At 60.8% G+C, this 14239-nt stretch carries 10 protein-coding genes; 6 read left to right on the top strand and 4 right to left on the bottom strand.

Features of this window, described 5'->3' with window-relative positions; translation table 11 throughout:
• The first annotated feature begins 59 nt into the window (after positions 1-59).
• Positions 60-1184 (top strand): flavodoxin-dependent (E)-4-hydroxy-3-methylbut-2-enyl-diphosphate synthase, encoded by a 1125-nt coding sequence (gene ispG / locus Q4577_RS10605; protein WP_244689935.1) that lies wholly within the window; start codon positions 60-62, stop codon positions 1182-1184.
• A 69-nt stretch (positions 1185-1253) separates the two neighbouring features.
• Here the strand turns inward: ispG and Q4577_RS10600 are convergent, their stop codons facing one another.
• Positions 1254-2009 carry a DsbA family protein gene (locus Q4577_RS10600; RefSeq protein WP_303467757.1) on the bottom strand — a complete coding sequence of 252 codons (756 nt, stop codon included), beginning with the start codon at positions 2007-2009 and terminating at the stop codon, positions 1254-1256.
• A gap of 26 nt (positions 2010-2035) precedes the next feature.
• Positions 2036-3349, bottom strand: a complete 1314-nt coding sequence (locus Q4577_RS10595; protein WP_303467756.1) for a M48 family metalloprotease — start codon at positions 3347-3349, stop codon at positions 2036-2038.
• Between the two features lie 69 nt (positions 3350-3418).
• Here Q4577_RS10595 and Q4577_RS10590 point away from each other — a divergent pair, with 69 nt between their 5' ends.
• From Q4577_RS10590 to prfB, 5 genes are all read left to right on the top strand, one after another.
• Complete coding sequence (locus Q4577_RS10590) at positions 3419-4561, top strand: pyridoxal phosphate-dependent aminotransferase (RefSeq protein WP_244689932.1); 1143 nt, start codon at positions 3419-3421, stop codon at positions 4559-4561.
• 132 nt (positions 4562-4693) lie between these two features.
• Positions 4694-5251 (top strand): tetratricopeptide repeat protein, encoded by a 558-nt coding sequence (locus Q4577_RS10585; protein WP_303467755.1) that lies wholly within the window; start codon positions 4694-4696, stop codon positions 5249-5251.
• 109 nt (positions 5252-5360) lie between these two features.
• Complete coding sequence (locus tag Q4577_RS10580) at positions 5361-6596, top strand: N-acetylmuramoyl-L-alanine amidase (protein ID WP_303467754.1); 1236 nt, start codon at positions 5361-5363, stop codon at positions 6594-6596.
• Between the two features lie 113 nt (positions 6597-6709).
• The gene (locus Q4577_RS10575) at positions 6710-9226 is read left to right on the top strand and encodes a penicillin-binding protein 1A (RefSeq protein WP_303467753.1); all 2517 of its coding nucleotides are present in this window, start codon (positions 6710-6712) and stop codon (positions 9224-9226) included.
• Positions 9227-9409: 183 nt separating this feature from the next.
• Positions 9410-10537 carry a peptide chain release factor 2 gene (prfB, locus tag Q4577_RS10570; RefSeq protein WP_303467752.1) on the top strand — a complete coding sequence of 376 codons (1128 nt, stop codon included), beginning with the start codon at positions 9410-9412 and terminating at the stop codon, positions 10535-10537.
• A 223-nt stretch (positions 10538-10760) separates the two neighbouring features.
• Here the strand turns inward: prfB and trpE are convergent, their stop codons facing one another.
• On the bottom strand, positions 10761-12272 hold the full coding sequence (gene trpE / locus Q4577_RS10565) for an anthranilate synthase component I (protein ID WP_303467751.1): 1512 nt from the start codon (positions 12270-12272) through the stop codon (positions 10761-10763).
• Positions 12273-12295: 23 nt separating this feature from the next.
• A complete protein-coding gene (locus Q4577_RS10560; RefSeq protein WP_303467750.1) occupies positions 12296-14140 on the bottom strand; it encodes a peptidylprolyl isomerase in 1845 nt (614 codons plus the stop codon).
• Between the last annotated feature and the right edge of the window lie 99 nt (positions 14141-14239).

Below are 14239 nucleotides of genomic sequence, written 5' to 3'. Positions count from 1 at the left end.
AAACCGACAATCTTGACTAGGTTGCAGGACAAATCACCGCTGTTGCAGGGATGTCCGATATGAGCCTTAATCACGTCCGCCCGTGGCGCAATATTTACCGCCGCAAGAGCCGTCAGGTGATGGTCGGTACAGTGCCGGTTGGCGGGGATGCGCCGATTTCGGTGCAGACCATGACCAACACCGTGACCACCGATGTCAAAGGGACATTGGCGCAGATCATTCGCGCGGCAGATGCCGGGGCGGATATTGTGCGGGTTTCGGTCCCGGACGAGGATTCGGCCCGCGCGATGAAGGAAATCTGTCGCGAAAGCCCGGTGCCGATCGTGGCCGACATTCATTTCCACTACAAGCGCGGCATCGAAGCGGCCGAGGCCGGCGCTGCCTGTCTGCGGATCAATCCCGGCAATATCGGTTCCGAAGACCGGGTGCGCGAAGTGATCCGGGCGGCCCGCGATCATGGCTGTTCGATGCGGATCGGGGTCAATGCCGGGTCGTTGGAAAAGCACCTGTTGGACAAATACGGTGAACCCACGCCCGAGGCGATGGTCGAATCCGGTCTCGACCATATCAAGGTCTTGCAGGACAACGATTTTCACGAGTTCAAGATTTCCTGCAAAGCCTCTGACGTGTTCATGGCTGCCGCCGCCTATCAGGCGCTGGCAGATGCGACAGATGCGCCGATCCACCTCGGGATTACCGAGGCTGGCGGGCTGACATCCGGCACCATCAAAAGCGCCATTGGCATGGGCAATCTGTTGTGGATGGGGATTGGCGACACGATCCGCGTCAGCCTGTCGGCGGATCCCGTGGAAGAGGTCAAGGTTGGCTTTGAAATTCTGAAATCTCTCGGCCTGCGGCACCGGGGCGTGAACATCATTTCCTGCCCGTCCTGTGCGCGGCAGGGGTTCGATGTGATCAAGACGGTTGAAACGCTGGAGCAGCGGCTGGAACACATCAAAACCCCGATGAGCCTGTCGATCATCGGCTGTGTGGTGAATGGTCCGGGCGAGGCGCTGATGACCGATGTCGGTTTCACCGGCGGCGGGGCAGGCAGCGGCATGGTCTATCTTGCGGGCAAGGCCAGCCACAAAATGTCAAACGACCAGATGATCGATCATATCGTCGAAGAGGTCGAGAAGAAGGCAGCGCAACTTGACGCCGCCGAAGTGAAGGCCGCGGAATAAGTCGCAAAATACGGCCCCGCACCATTTGAACCGCTCTCGGGTCGTGGTGCGAGGCCGCTTGTTTCGGCTTTAGCTGTCGGCGCGGGTCTGTTCGACGACCTGGCGCATGGCATCCAACGGCAGATAGCCGCGCAGCATGGTGTCACCCATCACAAAGGTCGGCGTGCCGTTGATTTGCAGCTTTTGCGCCAGGGCGCGGGTGTCGGCGATGATGCGCGCGACTTCGTCGCTTTTCATCTCGGCCAGCACGGCATCGCTGTCCAGCCCCAGCCCATCAGCCAGGCGGCGCAGCGTGGTGTCGCTTACGCTGCCGTTGAAGGTCATCAAGGTGTCGGAGGCCGCAACATAGGCATCGTCGCCAGCCACACGGCGCACCGCGATGGCGAATTTCGAACTTTCGAGGCTGTCAGGCCCCAGGATCGGGAATTCCTTGGTGATGAAGCGGATGTTGCCGTCTGAAGCGATCAATTCCTTCACTTCGTCATGCGCCTTGCGGCAATAGCCACAGCGGTAATCCATGAATTCGACGAGGGTGATGTCACCGTCCAGATTGCCGCCGACATGGCTGAAACCATCGTCAAAAATCGCCTCGGCGTTGTTGCGCACCAGCGTTTCATCCATGTTGTCCTGAGCGGCGGCATCGCGGCGTTTCATCTCGTCCACGGCTTCAAAAATCACCTCGGGGTGGTCCAGAAGATATGCGCGGACCTCGGCGCGAAACGCATCGCGTTCCGGATCGGTCATCGCGGTCAGGTCGCTGGCCAATGCTGGGCCGGCAAGGGCAAGGGCGCTGGTCAAAGTGATTGTCTTGAAAAGGCGGGTCATGGCGGTTCCTGTTATCATGGGGCGGCTCAGCGCAGGTTCTTGGTGGCAGAAAGCACATCCTGCGCCCGCCGCCAAGGGCCGGAACCCCGCGGCAAAAGCGCTTCGGCGCGGGTGGCGTGAAGTCGGGCGTCCTTGGCCTTGCCCAAAAGGGCATAGCGTTCGGCAGTCAGAAGCGAGGCCATGCCATTGTTGCCAAGTTTGGCATTGGCCACCGCCAGATCGCGCAGGATGCGCGGATCGCGGAAATCGCGGGCGCGGGCCTTTTCCAGCGAGTCGAGCGCCGCACGCGGGTTGCCCGATGCCAGTTCCGCCCGGCCCAACCCGCCAAGGATCAGCGGCTCGCTCGGGGCCAGACGGTTCGCCGCGCGGTAAACCTGTGCGGCATTTGAAAACTGGCGGTTTTCCAGCAGGATCTGGCCCTTCAGCTCCATATAAAATGCATCACGCGGGCGCAGCGACAGCGCGCCATCCATGGCCTGCAATGCCTTTTTCAGGTTCGAGGATCGGTGGTGGGCAATGGCCTGTCGCATCAGGGTGATGTCCTTGGTCGCGCTGGCATTGGCCCGCCGCAGGGTCCAGCTGGGGGCGCGCAAAAACGCAGAGAGTTTGCCCTGGGCGCGGGCAAACCAATATTGCGCCGCAGGGTCGGATTGGGTTTTCACCTTGTTGCCCGCGACAAAGGCCTGAGCGGCGCGCAGCCGGTCACGTGTCAGCGGATGGGACCGCATATAGGGGTCTTGCCGCCCGAGGCTCAGGGCCTCTTGCCCGCGAAAGATGTCATGCACTTCGATGGCCGCCTTGGGGTCGATGCCGGCGCGCACCATGGCCCGCAGGGCGCTGATATCGGCCGAGCTTTCTTCGGCGCGGGAATGGGCCAGAAAATTGCGCAAGGCCGAGCTTTGCAATCCGATCGCCACACCGGCGCCGGCGCCTGCATTGCCCGAAGCGGCGGCGGCAGCGGTTGCAATGATGATCCCAAGGCCCGCAGCGGTGCTGGCGGCCCGCGCATTGCCGGTGCGGCGGGCGATATGGCCGTTGCTGATATGGCTGGCCTCGTGGGCAATGACATATTGCAGGGCCGGGGCGCTTTTCAGCTTCATGATCAGACCAGAGTGCAAAAAGATATGCTGATTGTCCGCCACAAAGGCATTGAGCGAGGAATCGTTGATCACAATGATTCGCGTCGAAGACGGCAGGCCCGCTGCGCGCAGGATCGGCGCGGCGATCTGTTTCAGCGCGTATTCCACATCCGCATCGCGGATCAACCCACGCGCGGCGGCGGGCAGGGCCAGCATGGCCCAGACCAGCATCGTTGTCACAAGGCGCGTAAGTATCTGCATTGACCTGCCTGTCATGATCCCGGACAACCGCACGACACGACGGTATGGCGCAGAGTTTGGGAGAGATAGATGCGAGGTTCAAGCCGCGGAGAGGTTGATCCCTTCATTGTGATGGATGTGATGGAGGCCGCACGCCGTGCCGAGGCCGCAGGCCGCCATATCATTCACATGGAGGTCGGCCAGCCCGGAACGCCAGCCCCACAAGGTGCATTGGACGCCGTTTCCGGGGCCATGCGGGATGACGCGATGGGGTATACGGTGGCGCTGGGGCTGCCAGAATTGCGCGACCGCATTGCGCGGCTTTATGCCGATTGGTACGGAATCACGCTCGATCCGGCGCGGGTGATTGTCACACCGGGCTCGTCAGGCGCGTTCCTTTTGGCCTTTACCGCCTTGTTTGACGCCGGGGACCGTGTCGCGATTGGCGCGCCGGGCTATCCCAGCTATCGCCAGATCCTGAAGGGGCTGTCGCTTGCGCCGGTGGATCTGCAAACCCGGCCGGAAAACCGGTTGCAGCCGGTGCCGGATGACTTTGCCGCACTGGATATTCAGGGGCTTTTGGTGGCCTCACCCGCCAACCCCAGCGGCACGATGCTGAACCACAAGGCGATGACGGCGCTGATCGAGGCCACCCATGCCAAGGGCGCGGCCTTTATCTCTGACGAGATTTACCACGGCATCGAATATGAGGCCAAGGCGGTCACCGCGCTGGAAATCACTGATGAATGTTATGTGATCAATTCCTTTTCCAAGTATTTCAGCATGACGGGCTGGCGGGTTGGCTGGATGGTGGTGCCCGAGGATCATGTGCGCAAAATCGAACGTTTGGCGCAGAACATGTTCATCTGCGCGCCGCATGTCAGCCAGGTTGCGGCGCTTGCGGCGATGGAATGCAAGGATGAATTGCAGGCCAACTTGCGGGTCTATGCCGAAAACCGCAGGCTGATGCTTGAAGGGTTGCCAGAGGCCGGATTCGATCGGATCGCGCCGCCGGATGGGGCGTTTTATGTCTATGCCGACGTCAGCCATCTGACCGATGACAGCCTCGCATTTTGCCGCGAAATCCTCGATCAGGCGGGGGTGGCGGTGACACCGGGGCTGGATTTTGATCCGGTGCGCGGCGCGGGAACGGTGCGGTTTTCCTATGCGCGGGCCACGTCCGACATCCGCGAGGGGCTGGCGCGGCTCAAGACGTTCATGGCCGGTCGCTAGCCGACGGCACCTTGCCACGGAAGACCCGTGTTTTGGGGGGCGGTGCTGACGAAGTTTTGACAAATCTGCTGGCCGAAACAGGCCGGCCCCGTGCTAGGCTTTGATCATCATTCTCACAAAAGGATTCTGATCATGTTGCGGTCTGCTGTGTTTGTTTTGGCCTTGTTGCCGTTTGCGGCCTTTGCTGTAGGGACAGAAACCCCCACCGAAACCGAAGTTGAAGAGACCGCGCCGCCCGAAGCCACCGAAACCACCATGGAATGTGACGACGGCATGGTCTGGGACAAAGAGACCGAGGCCTGTGTCGAAGTCGAAAGCCATCTGTTGAATGATAACGACCGCTTTGCCGCGGCACGCGAATTTGCCTATGCCGGGCAATATGGCGCGGCGCGCAATGCCGCCTTGGCCATGCAATTGCAGGGCGATGGGCGGGCGCAGACCTATCTTGGGTTCACGGCGCGCAAATTGGGCGATTGGGATGCGGCGATGGCGCATTACGCCATGGCACTGGACCAGAACCCCGACAGTTTTCTGGCGCGCTCTTATATGGGGCAGGGGTTGTTGGAGCAGGGTGATTTTGCCGGGGCCAAGGCGCAATTACAGGAAATTCGTGCCCGTGGCGGGGCCGGCACATGGGCCGAATTCGCGCTGGCCCAGTCAATTGTGACCGGCGTGACCTATTCCTATTAAGCATAATTCGGCGCGGTCCCCCCGCAATTGGGGATGCAGGCCGCGCCGGAAAATGATACCTTTCGGGGCGTAAGCCGGGCACCAGACCCGGCCAAAAGGTTATTGGCACATGAGCGGTTCATTTCTCAAACTTTGCATTGTCGCGCTTTGCTGTCTGGTTGCGCCGGGCGGCGCGATGGCACAGGAATTCGGGGCCTTGGCGCGGGTTCTGCCGGATGAAAGCGGTTTTGACGACCACAGGGCGGGCGGTGTGACGCTGTCCCTCGGGCTAAGCCAGGGCGTGCCGTGGCGCGCCTATACCTTGGGTAACCCGGACCGGTTTGTGCTGGACTTTCAAGAGGTTGATTGGACCGGCCTCTCGGCGGACAGCTTTGCCTCTGATGCGTTTCGCACCGTTCGGTTTGGCGCATTGCAACCCGGTTGGTCGCGCTTCGTTGCCGAGCTGACTGCGCCGCTTGCGGTGCAGACTGCCGCACTGGATGTGGCCGACGACAAGGCCGGGGCGCAATTGACCGTCACGCTGAAATCCGTGGATCGCGCGGCGTTTGATGCCGCTATCGGCAGCACGCCGGACGCCCGTTGGGTGCTGCCAAATCCCAGTTTGACCACTGCTGCAAATGACACGTCGAGCGAGGGCCCAGGCACGATCACAATTGTGCTCGACCCCGGTCACGGCGGCATTGATCCTGGTGCGCTGCGCAACAATTTCCGGGAATCTGATCTGGTCCTGCAATTGGCGCGGGACATCAAGGAGGCGCTGCTGCGCGCCGGCGGGATCGAGGTCATCATGACCCGCGAGGAAGATGTCTTTGTCTCGCTCGAAGCGCGGGTTGCGATTGCGCGCCATGCCGGGGCGGATCTGTTCATCTCGCTGCACGCCGACGCGCTGGAGGAGGGGGTGGCCCATGGTGCCACGGTCTATACCCTGTCCGAAACCGCCACCGACGAGGCCAGTTCCGCGCTGGCAGAACGCCATGACAGGGGGGATCTTCTGGCCGGTGTCGATTTGACCGGATCGGATGATGCGGTGGCGCAGGTGCTGATGGATCTTGCCCGTCATGACAACGGCCCACGATCCACCATGCTGGCCAAGGCGATGGTAAAGTCGATAGAGAACCGGGTCGGTCAGGTGCATAAACGTCCCCTGCGCCAAGCCGGTTTTTCGGTGCTGAAGGCCGCCGATATTCCCAGTGTTCTGGTCGAAGTCGGATTTCTGTCGACCGACCGTGACCTGCAAAACCTGCAAGACCCGGAATGGCGGGCGAAAATGGCCCAGGGCATTCGCGACGGCGTTCTGGCCTGGTCGATGGCGGATGCGACCATTGAACCCCTGCGGCGAAAATAGGGGTTTTGCCGCCTGTGGGCTGAATTCCGCAGGCAGCTAATATAACGGATGTTGTGTTTTGACGGGGTCGAACTTGCGGCCTATATAGGCCCCCTAGACAGCAGGAGCGCGCGGTGCTGAGGTTCATCCTTTCTTTTTTTGGCGGCATATTCACCCTTGTGACTATGGGCGGTGCGGTTGTGGCGCTGTCGGTTGGCGCGATCTTCTGGGTCTATGGCCGGGATTTGCCGAGCCACGAATCATTGGCGCAATATACCCCGCCGACCATCAGCCGGATCTATTCCGGCGAGGGGCGGATGATCGACGAATTTGCCAAGGAACGCAGGCTGTTTGCCCCGGCGGATGAAATCCCCGACTTGGTCAAACAGGCGTTCATTTCCGCCGAGGACAAGAATTTCTATGAACATGGCGGCTATGACGCGCGCGGCATTGTGGCCGCTGCGGTTCAGGCTGTGCAGTCGCGTGGCCGCAATGTGCGCGGGGCGTCGACAATTACCCAGCAGGTGATGAAAAACTTCCTGCTCTCTGGTGACCGCCGGATCGAGCGCAAGATCAAGGAAATCATTCTGGCCACCCGGCTGGAAGAAACCCTGCCGAAGGACCGCATTCTCGAACTTTACATGAACGAGATCTTCCTCGGCCAGAATTCCTATGGCGTGGCGGCCGCTGCGCAGACCTATTTCAACAAGACGCTTGGCGAACTGGCCCCGCATGAGGCCGCCTTTCTGGCCTCCCTGCCCAAAGCGCCGTCTGATTTCCATCCGGTGCGCCGCAAGGAGCGGTTGATGGAACGGCGCAATTTCGTGCTGCGCGAGATGCAGGAAAATGGCTATATCAGCAACGCCGTCTACACCCAGGAAGTGGCGCAACCGCTGCGATCGGTGCAGAACGGGGATTTCGAAAGCTTCAAAAATACGCTGCCGCCACGGGATTACTTCACCGATGAAATTCGCCGTCAGCTGTCTGAGGATTTTGGCGAGGGCGAATTCTTCTCGGGCGGTTTGACCGTCCGCGCCACGATTGACCCGGACATGCAGGTGATTGCCGCCCATGCGCTGCAAAAGCAGCTGGAGCAATATGACCGTGGATTGGGCCGCTGGCGTGGCACGGGCAAAAAGATCGACGTCGCCAAGATCGACAATTGGGCCGAGGAACTGGCCAATGTCCGCGTCGCGCGCGACGTCACGCTAGAGAGCCAATGGTTCCCGGCGGTGGTGCTGGAGATCGGCGATCAGCAGATGCGCCTGGGCATCGAAGGCGTGGACGCCAACGTCAACGCCCCGCATGTGGTGCCGCGCAAGGATATTGATTGGGTCCGGGGCAGCTTTGTCGACAACTTCAAGGTTGGTGATGTTGTCCATGTGCGCCGCATGACCGAAGGCGACAATGGCACCGGTGCATTCATCCGCTGGACCCTGCGCCAGGTGCCGCAGGTGCAGGGCGGGTTCATGGCGATGGACGTCAACACCGGCCGGGTCATTGCGATGCAGGGCGGGTTTTCCTATCAGAATTCGGTCTTCAACCGCGCCACTCAGGCGCGGCGTCAACCGGGGTCGTCATTCAAACCCTTTGTCTATGCCTCGGCGCTTGATTCCGGCTATACCCCGGCGACAATCGTGGTCGACGCCCCGATCGAGATCAACACACCCCAGGGTGTGTGGCGGCCGAAAAACGCCTCGAACCAGTTTTATGGCCCGACGCCGCTGCGCACCGGGATTGAACGGTCGCGGAACCTGATGACGATCCGGCTGGCGCAAGAGGTCGGGATGGATGTGGTTGGCCAATATGCCGAACGTTTCGGCGTCTATGACCGGCTGAGCCCGGTTCTGGCCAATGCGCTGGGGTCGCAGGAAACCACATTGTTCAAGATGGTGGCCGCCTATGCGATGTTCGCCAACGGTGGTGAACGGGTCGAGCCGACATTGGTCGACCGGGTGCAGGACCGTTACGGCAAGACCGTCTATCGCCACGACACCCGCGATTGCGTTGATTGTGCCGATCCCGCCATTTCCGCGTCGCGCGGGCCCAGCATCCTGTCGGACCGCCAACGGGTGATGGACCCGGTGACCGCCTATCAGCTGACCTCGATGATGCAGGGCGTGGTCGAACGCGGCACCGCGTCGAAATATGTCAACCTGCCGGTGCCCACCGCAGGCAAGACCGGCACCACCAATGACGCCAAGGATGTGTGGTTTGTCGGCTTTACCTCTAACGTGGTGGCCGGATGTTACATCGGTTTTGATCAGCCGCGCAGCCTTGGCCGTGGGGCATCGGGCGGCGGGTTCTGTGGCCCGGTGTTCCAGCGTTTCATGTCCGAAGCGGTGCAGAAATACGGCGGCGGCAAATTCCGCGTGCCCGAAGAATGCGAATTCATCAAGATTGACCGCTTCTCCGGGGCGCGGCTGGGATCGGATGCATCCGGTGCCAATGTGGTAAATGAATGTTTCCGTCGCGGCGAAGAGCCGGTGTTCGGCATCATGTTCGACGGTGGCTTTGCCATGGGATCGAATTTCGAGGTCATCTCGTCCGACGGCCAGACCGCCAAGCAGGTCACGACATCCACCGGCAAAAAGGCCGTGGTCGGACCCAAAGCCAGCTTTGGCACCCTGTCGGCGGGCGGGCTGTATTAATCGCCGCCACGATCCCCAATATCACCGGTCAGCCATAGTTTGACCGGTGTTCGCCCCGGGATGCGCGTCATCCCGGCGCTTGGTCAGCCCGGTTGATCGGCCTGCTTGATCGGTCTCGCCTTGCTCAGCCAGTCTTGCCTTGGTATCAGGCAGGACTGATGTGCCTTATCCGAAAGACATAAAATGCGCGCGGAAATCCAGAACAAGGTTGTTGAAATCGAGAAGTCGCTGGCTTTGCTGGCCCAGCGGATGGACTATGAGACCGCTCCGCACCGGCTTGAGGAATTCAATGCCATGACGGAGAACCCCGACCTTTGGAATGATCCGGAAAAGGCCCAGAAGCTGATGCGCGAGCGTCAGACCCTGATGGACAAGGTCCAGACCTACGAATCGATGAAACAGGAGCTGTCTGACAGTCTTGAGTTGATCGAACTGGGCGAAATGGAAGATGACGCCGAGGTGGTGAGCGACGCTGAAGCGACGATTTCCGCATTGGTCGAACGCGCCGCCAAGAAAGAGCTGGAGGCGCTGCTCGACGGCGAGGCCGACGGCAATGATACCTTTCTGGAAATCAACGCCGGCGCGGGCGGCACCGAGAGCTGTGACTGGGCCAACATGCTGGCGCGGATGTATGTCCGCTGGGCCGAATCGCATGGCTACAAGGTCGAGTTGCAATCGGAAAGCCCCGGCGAAGAGGCGGGCATCAAATCCGCCGCCTACAAGATTTCCGGCCCCAATGCCTATGGCTGGCTGAAATCGGAAAGCGGCGTGCACCGCTTGGTGCGGATTTCGCCGTTTGACAGCGCGGCCAAGCGGCACACCTCCTTCACCTCGGTCTGGGTGTATCCGGTGGTGGATGACAATATCGAGATCGAGGTCAACCCGTCCGACATTCGCATTGATACCTATCGGTCGTCGGGTGCCGGTGGCCAGCACGTCAACACCACCGATTCCGCGGTGCGTATCACCCACAATCCCACCGGCATTGTGGTGACCAGCTCAGAGAAATCCCAGCACCAGAACCGCGACATTGCGATGAAGGCATTGAAATCGCGGCTGTATCAATTGGAATTGGACCGCCGCAACGCCGACATCAATGCCGCGCATGAGGCCAAAGGCGATGCAGGCTGGGGCAACCAGATCCGGTCTTATGTCTTGCAGCCCTATCAGATGGTCAAGGATCTGCGCACCTCTTACGAGACCAGCGATACCAAGGGCGTCTTGGACGGTGATCTTGACGGGTTCATGGCGGCAACATTGGCGATGGATGTGTCCGGCAAGAGCCGGGCAGAGGCGCAGAGCGAAGACTAGGTTGATCTGCACCTTTGTCGGTTAACTGGGGGCGCACAGTTCCCCAAACCACAGGGTCGATGAGGTCAGTCCCCAAACCACAGGTCAGTTGGGGGGCCAGCCCCCCAAACCGCAGGACAGATGGGGGGCCAGCCCCCCAAACCCCCCGGGATATTTATCGTCAGATGAAAGACAGGCGCCTTGCCCGAAAGGGCCGGGAAAAGTTGTCCCGAAAGGGCCGGAATCAGCGGTTGGTGAAGCCGGTGAAACGGCCGGCTTCTTCTGCGGCTTTGCGGATCGCTTTGGATTTATTGACCGTTTCCTGGAATTCAGCTTCCGGGTCGCTGTCGAAAACCACGCCGCCGCCGGCCTGGATATAGAGCGTTTCGTCCTTCACCACCGCTGTTCGCAGGGCGATGCACATATCCATATCGCCCCCGGCGCTGAAATAGCCAACACCGCCGCCATAGACACCGCGTTTTTCCGGTTCCAGCTCGTCGATGATTTCCATCGCGCGGACCTTTGGGGCGCCGGAAACCGTGCCCGCAGGCAGGCCAGCCAACAGAGCCGACAGGGCATCCTGATTGTCGTTCAATTCGCCAACCACGTTGGACACGATATGCATCACATGGCTGTAGCGTTCGATGATGAATTCTTCTGTTGGGCGCACAGTGCCGATTTTTGACACTTTGCCAGTGTCATTGCGGCCCAGATCCAGCAGCATCAGATGCTCTGCCAGTTCCTTTTGGTCAGACAGCAGATCTTCGGCGAGGGCATTGTCCGCCTCTGGCGTGGCGCCACGCGGGCGGGTGCCGGCGATCGGGCGAATCGTGACCTCTTTGCCAAAGACCCGCACCAGAATTTCGGGCGAGGCGCCGACCACCTGAAAGCCGCCGAAATTGAAGTAGAACATGAACGGCGACGGGTTTGTTCGGCGCAGCGACCGATACAGGGCGAAGGGGGGCAGGGGGAAATTCTGGCTCCAGCGTTGTGACGGCACCACCTGAAAGATATCGCCGGCGCGAATGTAATCGCGGGCTTTTTCCACCGCCGCAAGATAGTCGGATTTGGCGAAATTCGACACCGGCTCGCCGATGTCGGTGGCATCGCCCAGATCGCGGCTTTCCGAGGGCAGCGAACGTTCCAGATCGCGGACCGCATCCATCACCCGCTCAGCCGCCTGGGCATAGGCGGCGCGTGCCGATTGACCGTCAGTGACCCAAGCCGGCGAAACGACCGTGACCTCGCCCTTGACCCCGTCAAGCACCGCCACCACCGAAGGGCGCAGCAAGACGGCATCCGGCAGACCCAGCGGGTCGGGGTTCACATTTGGCAGATGTTCCACCAGACGGATCATGTCGTAGCCAAGATAGCCGAACAGCCCGGCGGCAGATTGCGGCAGGTCATCGGGCAGGTCGATGTGGCTTTCTTCGATCAGGCCGCGCAATGAGGTCAACGGATCGGCGCTTTCTTCGACAAAAGCCTCGTTGTCAAAACGCGCCTGGCGGTTCAGCCGGGCCTTTGGGCCGTGACATTTCCAGACCAGATCGGGCTTCATGCCAATGATCGAATAACGCCCGCGCACCTCGCCGCCGGTTACCGATTCCAGAACAAAGGCATCCTGGGCCGCGCCGGTCAGTTTCAGCATCAGGGACACTGGCGTGTCGAGGTCAGCAGCCAGACGGGTATAGACCACCTGGTTCCTGCCCGCCGCATAGCCACGCGCAAAATCGTCAAATCCGGGCGTCAAAGCCATGGTCACGGTCCTTTTGTTCGGCCTTATTGGAAATTCGCATGCACGGCGTTGAGCGCCTGCTGGTCGATATTGATGCCAACCCGCGATTGAATGTCCTGCGACAGGGCCTGAAACAGATCGTTCGAAATGCCGTTGGACACTTGTGATGCCAGCGCGTCGAGGATCGTGGCGTTTTCTGCGCTTGTCATATCCGGGGCGTGGATTGCATCCAGCCGCAGGACCACGGCATTGCCGTTGAACGGCAGCGTCAGCGTGCCGGGGGCGTCCAGCGCAAAGACCTGGGTCAGCGTATTGGCGGGCAGTCCCGGCAGGAAGCCATTGCGCGTCTGGCCGGTTTGCTGATCCGCGGTCAGGCCAACGGCGGCAAAGGTTTTGCCCTCGCCAATTTCGGCGGCCAGCTCTGTTGCGCGCGCCAAGAGGCGGGTTTCGGTTTCTGCGCTGATCCAATCCTGCTCAACCTGGTCCTGCACGTCGGCAAGCGGCTGTTCCTGCGGCGGTTTCACCGCGTTCAGACGCAGCGCAAAAATGCCGCCATCGCCAAGTTCGGCCACTTCGGGATAATCGCCGTCCGCCACAGCGGCGGCGGCGTCGCGAAATGTATCGTAGCCCGCGATGTCGGTATCGCTGTTTTCGGTCCAGTCGATCTGGCCCAGCTGCATGTCGGTTTCTGCGGCCAGCTCCTCTAGCGTGGCGCCACCGGCCAGAAGATCGTCAATATCGGTCACCTGCGCCTCAATCACCCGGCGGGCGCGATCCTGGGCCAATTCTTCGCGCAGGATCGGTGTCGCATCGTCGAAAGAGGTTTCTTGCGCCGGAAGAATGCCGTTGATCCGGTACAGCGCAGGGCCGAAATCGCTGGGCAGGGGGCCGACAACGGCGTCAACCTCGGCGGCAAAAATTGCATCCGCCGCGTCGCCAAGATCGCCACGGGTCACATCGCCCATATCAACATCTGCCAGTGCCAATTCACGGCTGGTCACCTCGTCCTCAAAGGTGGTTTCGCCCGCAGTGATCCGTGCGATTGCCGCGTCGGCGGCTTCGGAATCGGGCATCACCAGACGTTCCACCAGTCGGCGTTCGGGCTGATTGAAACGCTCTGTCTGTTCGTCATAGGCGCTGCGCAGGCTGGCCTCGTCGATTTCGACGGTGTCGAACAGCATCGCAGGTGTCAGCCAGGCATAGGTAATGTCGCGGCTTTCCGGCAGCGTATAGGCGGCAATGTTTTCTTCGTGAAACGCGGCCAGGTCGGCATCTGTCGCGGTGGGCAGATCTTCGGTCAGGAAGCTTGGGTCGAGGATCGCCCAGCTGAAATCGCGGGTCTCGCCGACGAATCCCAACAATGTCTCGGTGTAGGTGGTTGGCATTTTGTTGCCGGCAACGACGGCGGCCTGAAGCAGGGCACGCGCGGTTTCGCGGCGCAGGTCTTCTTCAAATTCGGATTCGTTCAACCCGGCATTGTCGAGCGCAAAGCGATAGGTTTCGCGGTCAAATGCGCCACCCGGCCCTTGAAAGGCGGTGATCTGCATCAATTCGCGTGCGACGGTATCATCACCGGCGGAAATGCCCAGATCTTCGGCTTCGTTGTCAAAGGCCGCGGTGGTGATCAGGCGGCTGAGGACCTGTTGCGGCAGGCCAAGTGCCTGGGCCTGTTGAAAGCTGAGCGGTTGGCCGGTCTGGGCCTGAAAGCTGTTGATGTCCTGTTGCAGGGCACGGGCATAATCATCGACCGAAATCGGATGATCCCCGACCGATCCGACGGTGCGGATGGTGCCGGACAGATTGGTCGCGCCAAACCCGGCGAGGCCAACAAACAGCAGACCCATGAGAATCCAGACCAATGTCTTGGAAATGCTTTTGCCTTTGGCCATGATCGTCCCCGAAATTACCGCATCTGTTGCCGGACGTATCTACGCGCAGGCCGGGACAGGAGCAAGGGGCAGGGCGGCTCTTTGGCCGCTCTTTGGCCC

Origin of the sequence: Marinovum sp. 2_MG-2023 (assembly GCF_030548265.1) — a bacterium.
In the GTDB taxonomy this organism is placed as follows: Bacteria; Pseudomonadota; Alphaproteobacteria; order Rhodobacterales; family Rhodobacteraceae; genus Marinovum.
The sequence above is the reverse complement of the archived record's forward strand: the minus strand, read 5'-3'. Positions and strand labels throughout refer to the sequence as shown.

Coding starts and splice junctions, on each gene's coding strand:
- ispG (WP_244689935.1), top strand. CDS start 60: ATGAGCCTTAATCACGTCCGCCCGTGGCGCAATATTTACCGCCGCAAG.
- Q4577_RS10600 (WP_303467757.1), bottom strand. CDS start 2,009: ATGACCCGCCTTTTCAAGACAATCACTTTGACCAGCGCCCTTGCCCTT.
- Q4577_RS10595 (WP_303467756.1), bottom strand. CDS start 3,349: ATGCAGATACTTACGCGCCTTGTGACAACGATGCTGGTCTGGGCCATG.
- Q4577_RS10590 (WP_244689932.1), top strand. CDS start 3,419: ATGCGAGGTTCAAGCCGCGGAGAGGTTGATCCCTTCATTGTGATGGAT.
- Q4577_RS10585 (WP_303467755.1), top strand. CDS start 4,694: ATGTTGCGGTCTGCTGTGTTTGTTTTGGCCTTGTTGCCGTTTGCGGCC.
- Q4577_RS10580 (WP_303467754.1), top strand. CDS start 5,361: ATGAGCGGTTCATTTCTCAAACTTTGCATTGTCGCGCTTTGCTGTCTG.
- prfB (WP_303467752.1), top strand. CDS start 9,410: ATGCGCGCGGAAATCCAGAACAAGGTTGTTGAAATCGAGAAGTCGCTG.
- trpE (WP_303467751.1), bottom strand. CDS start 12,272: ATGGCTTTGACGCCCGGATTTGACGATTTTGCGCGTGGCTATGCGGCG.
- Q4577_RS10560 (WP_303467750.1), bottom strand. CDS start 14,140: ATGGCCAAAGGCAAAAGCATTTCCAAGACATTGGTCTGGATTCTCATG.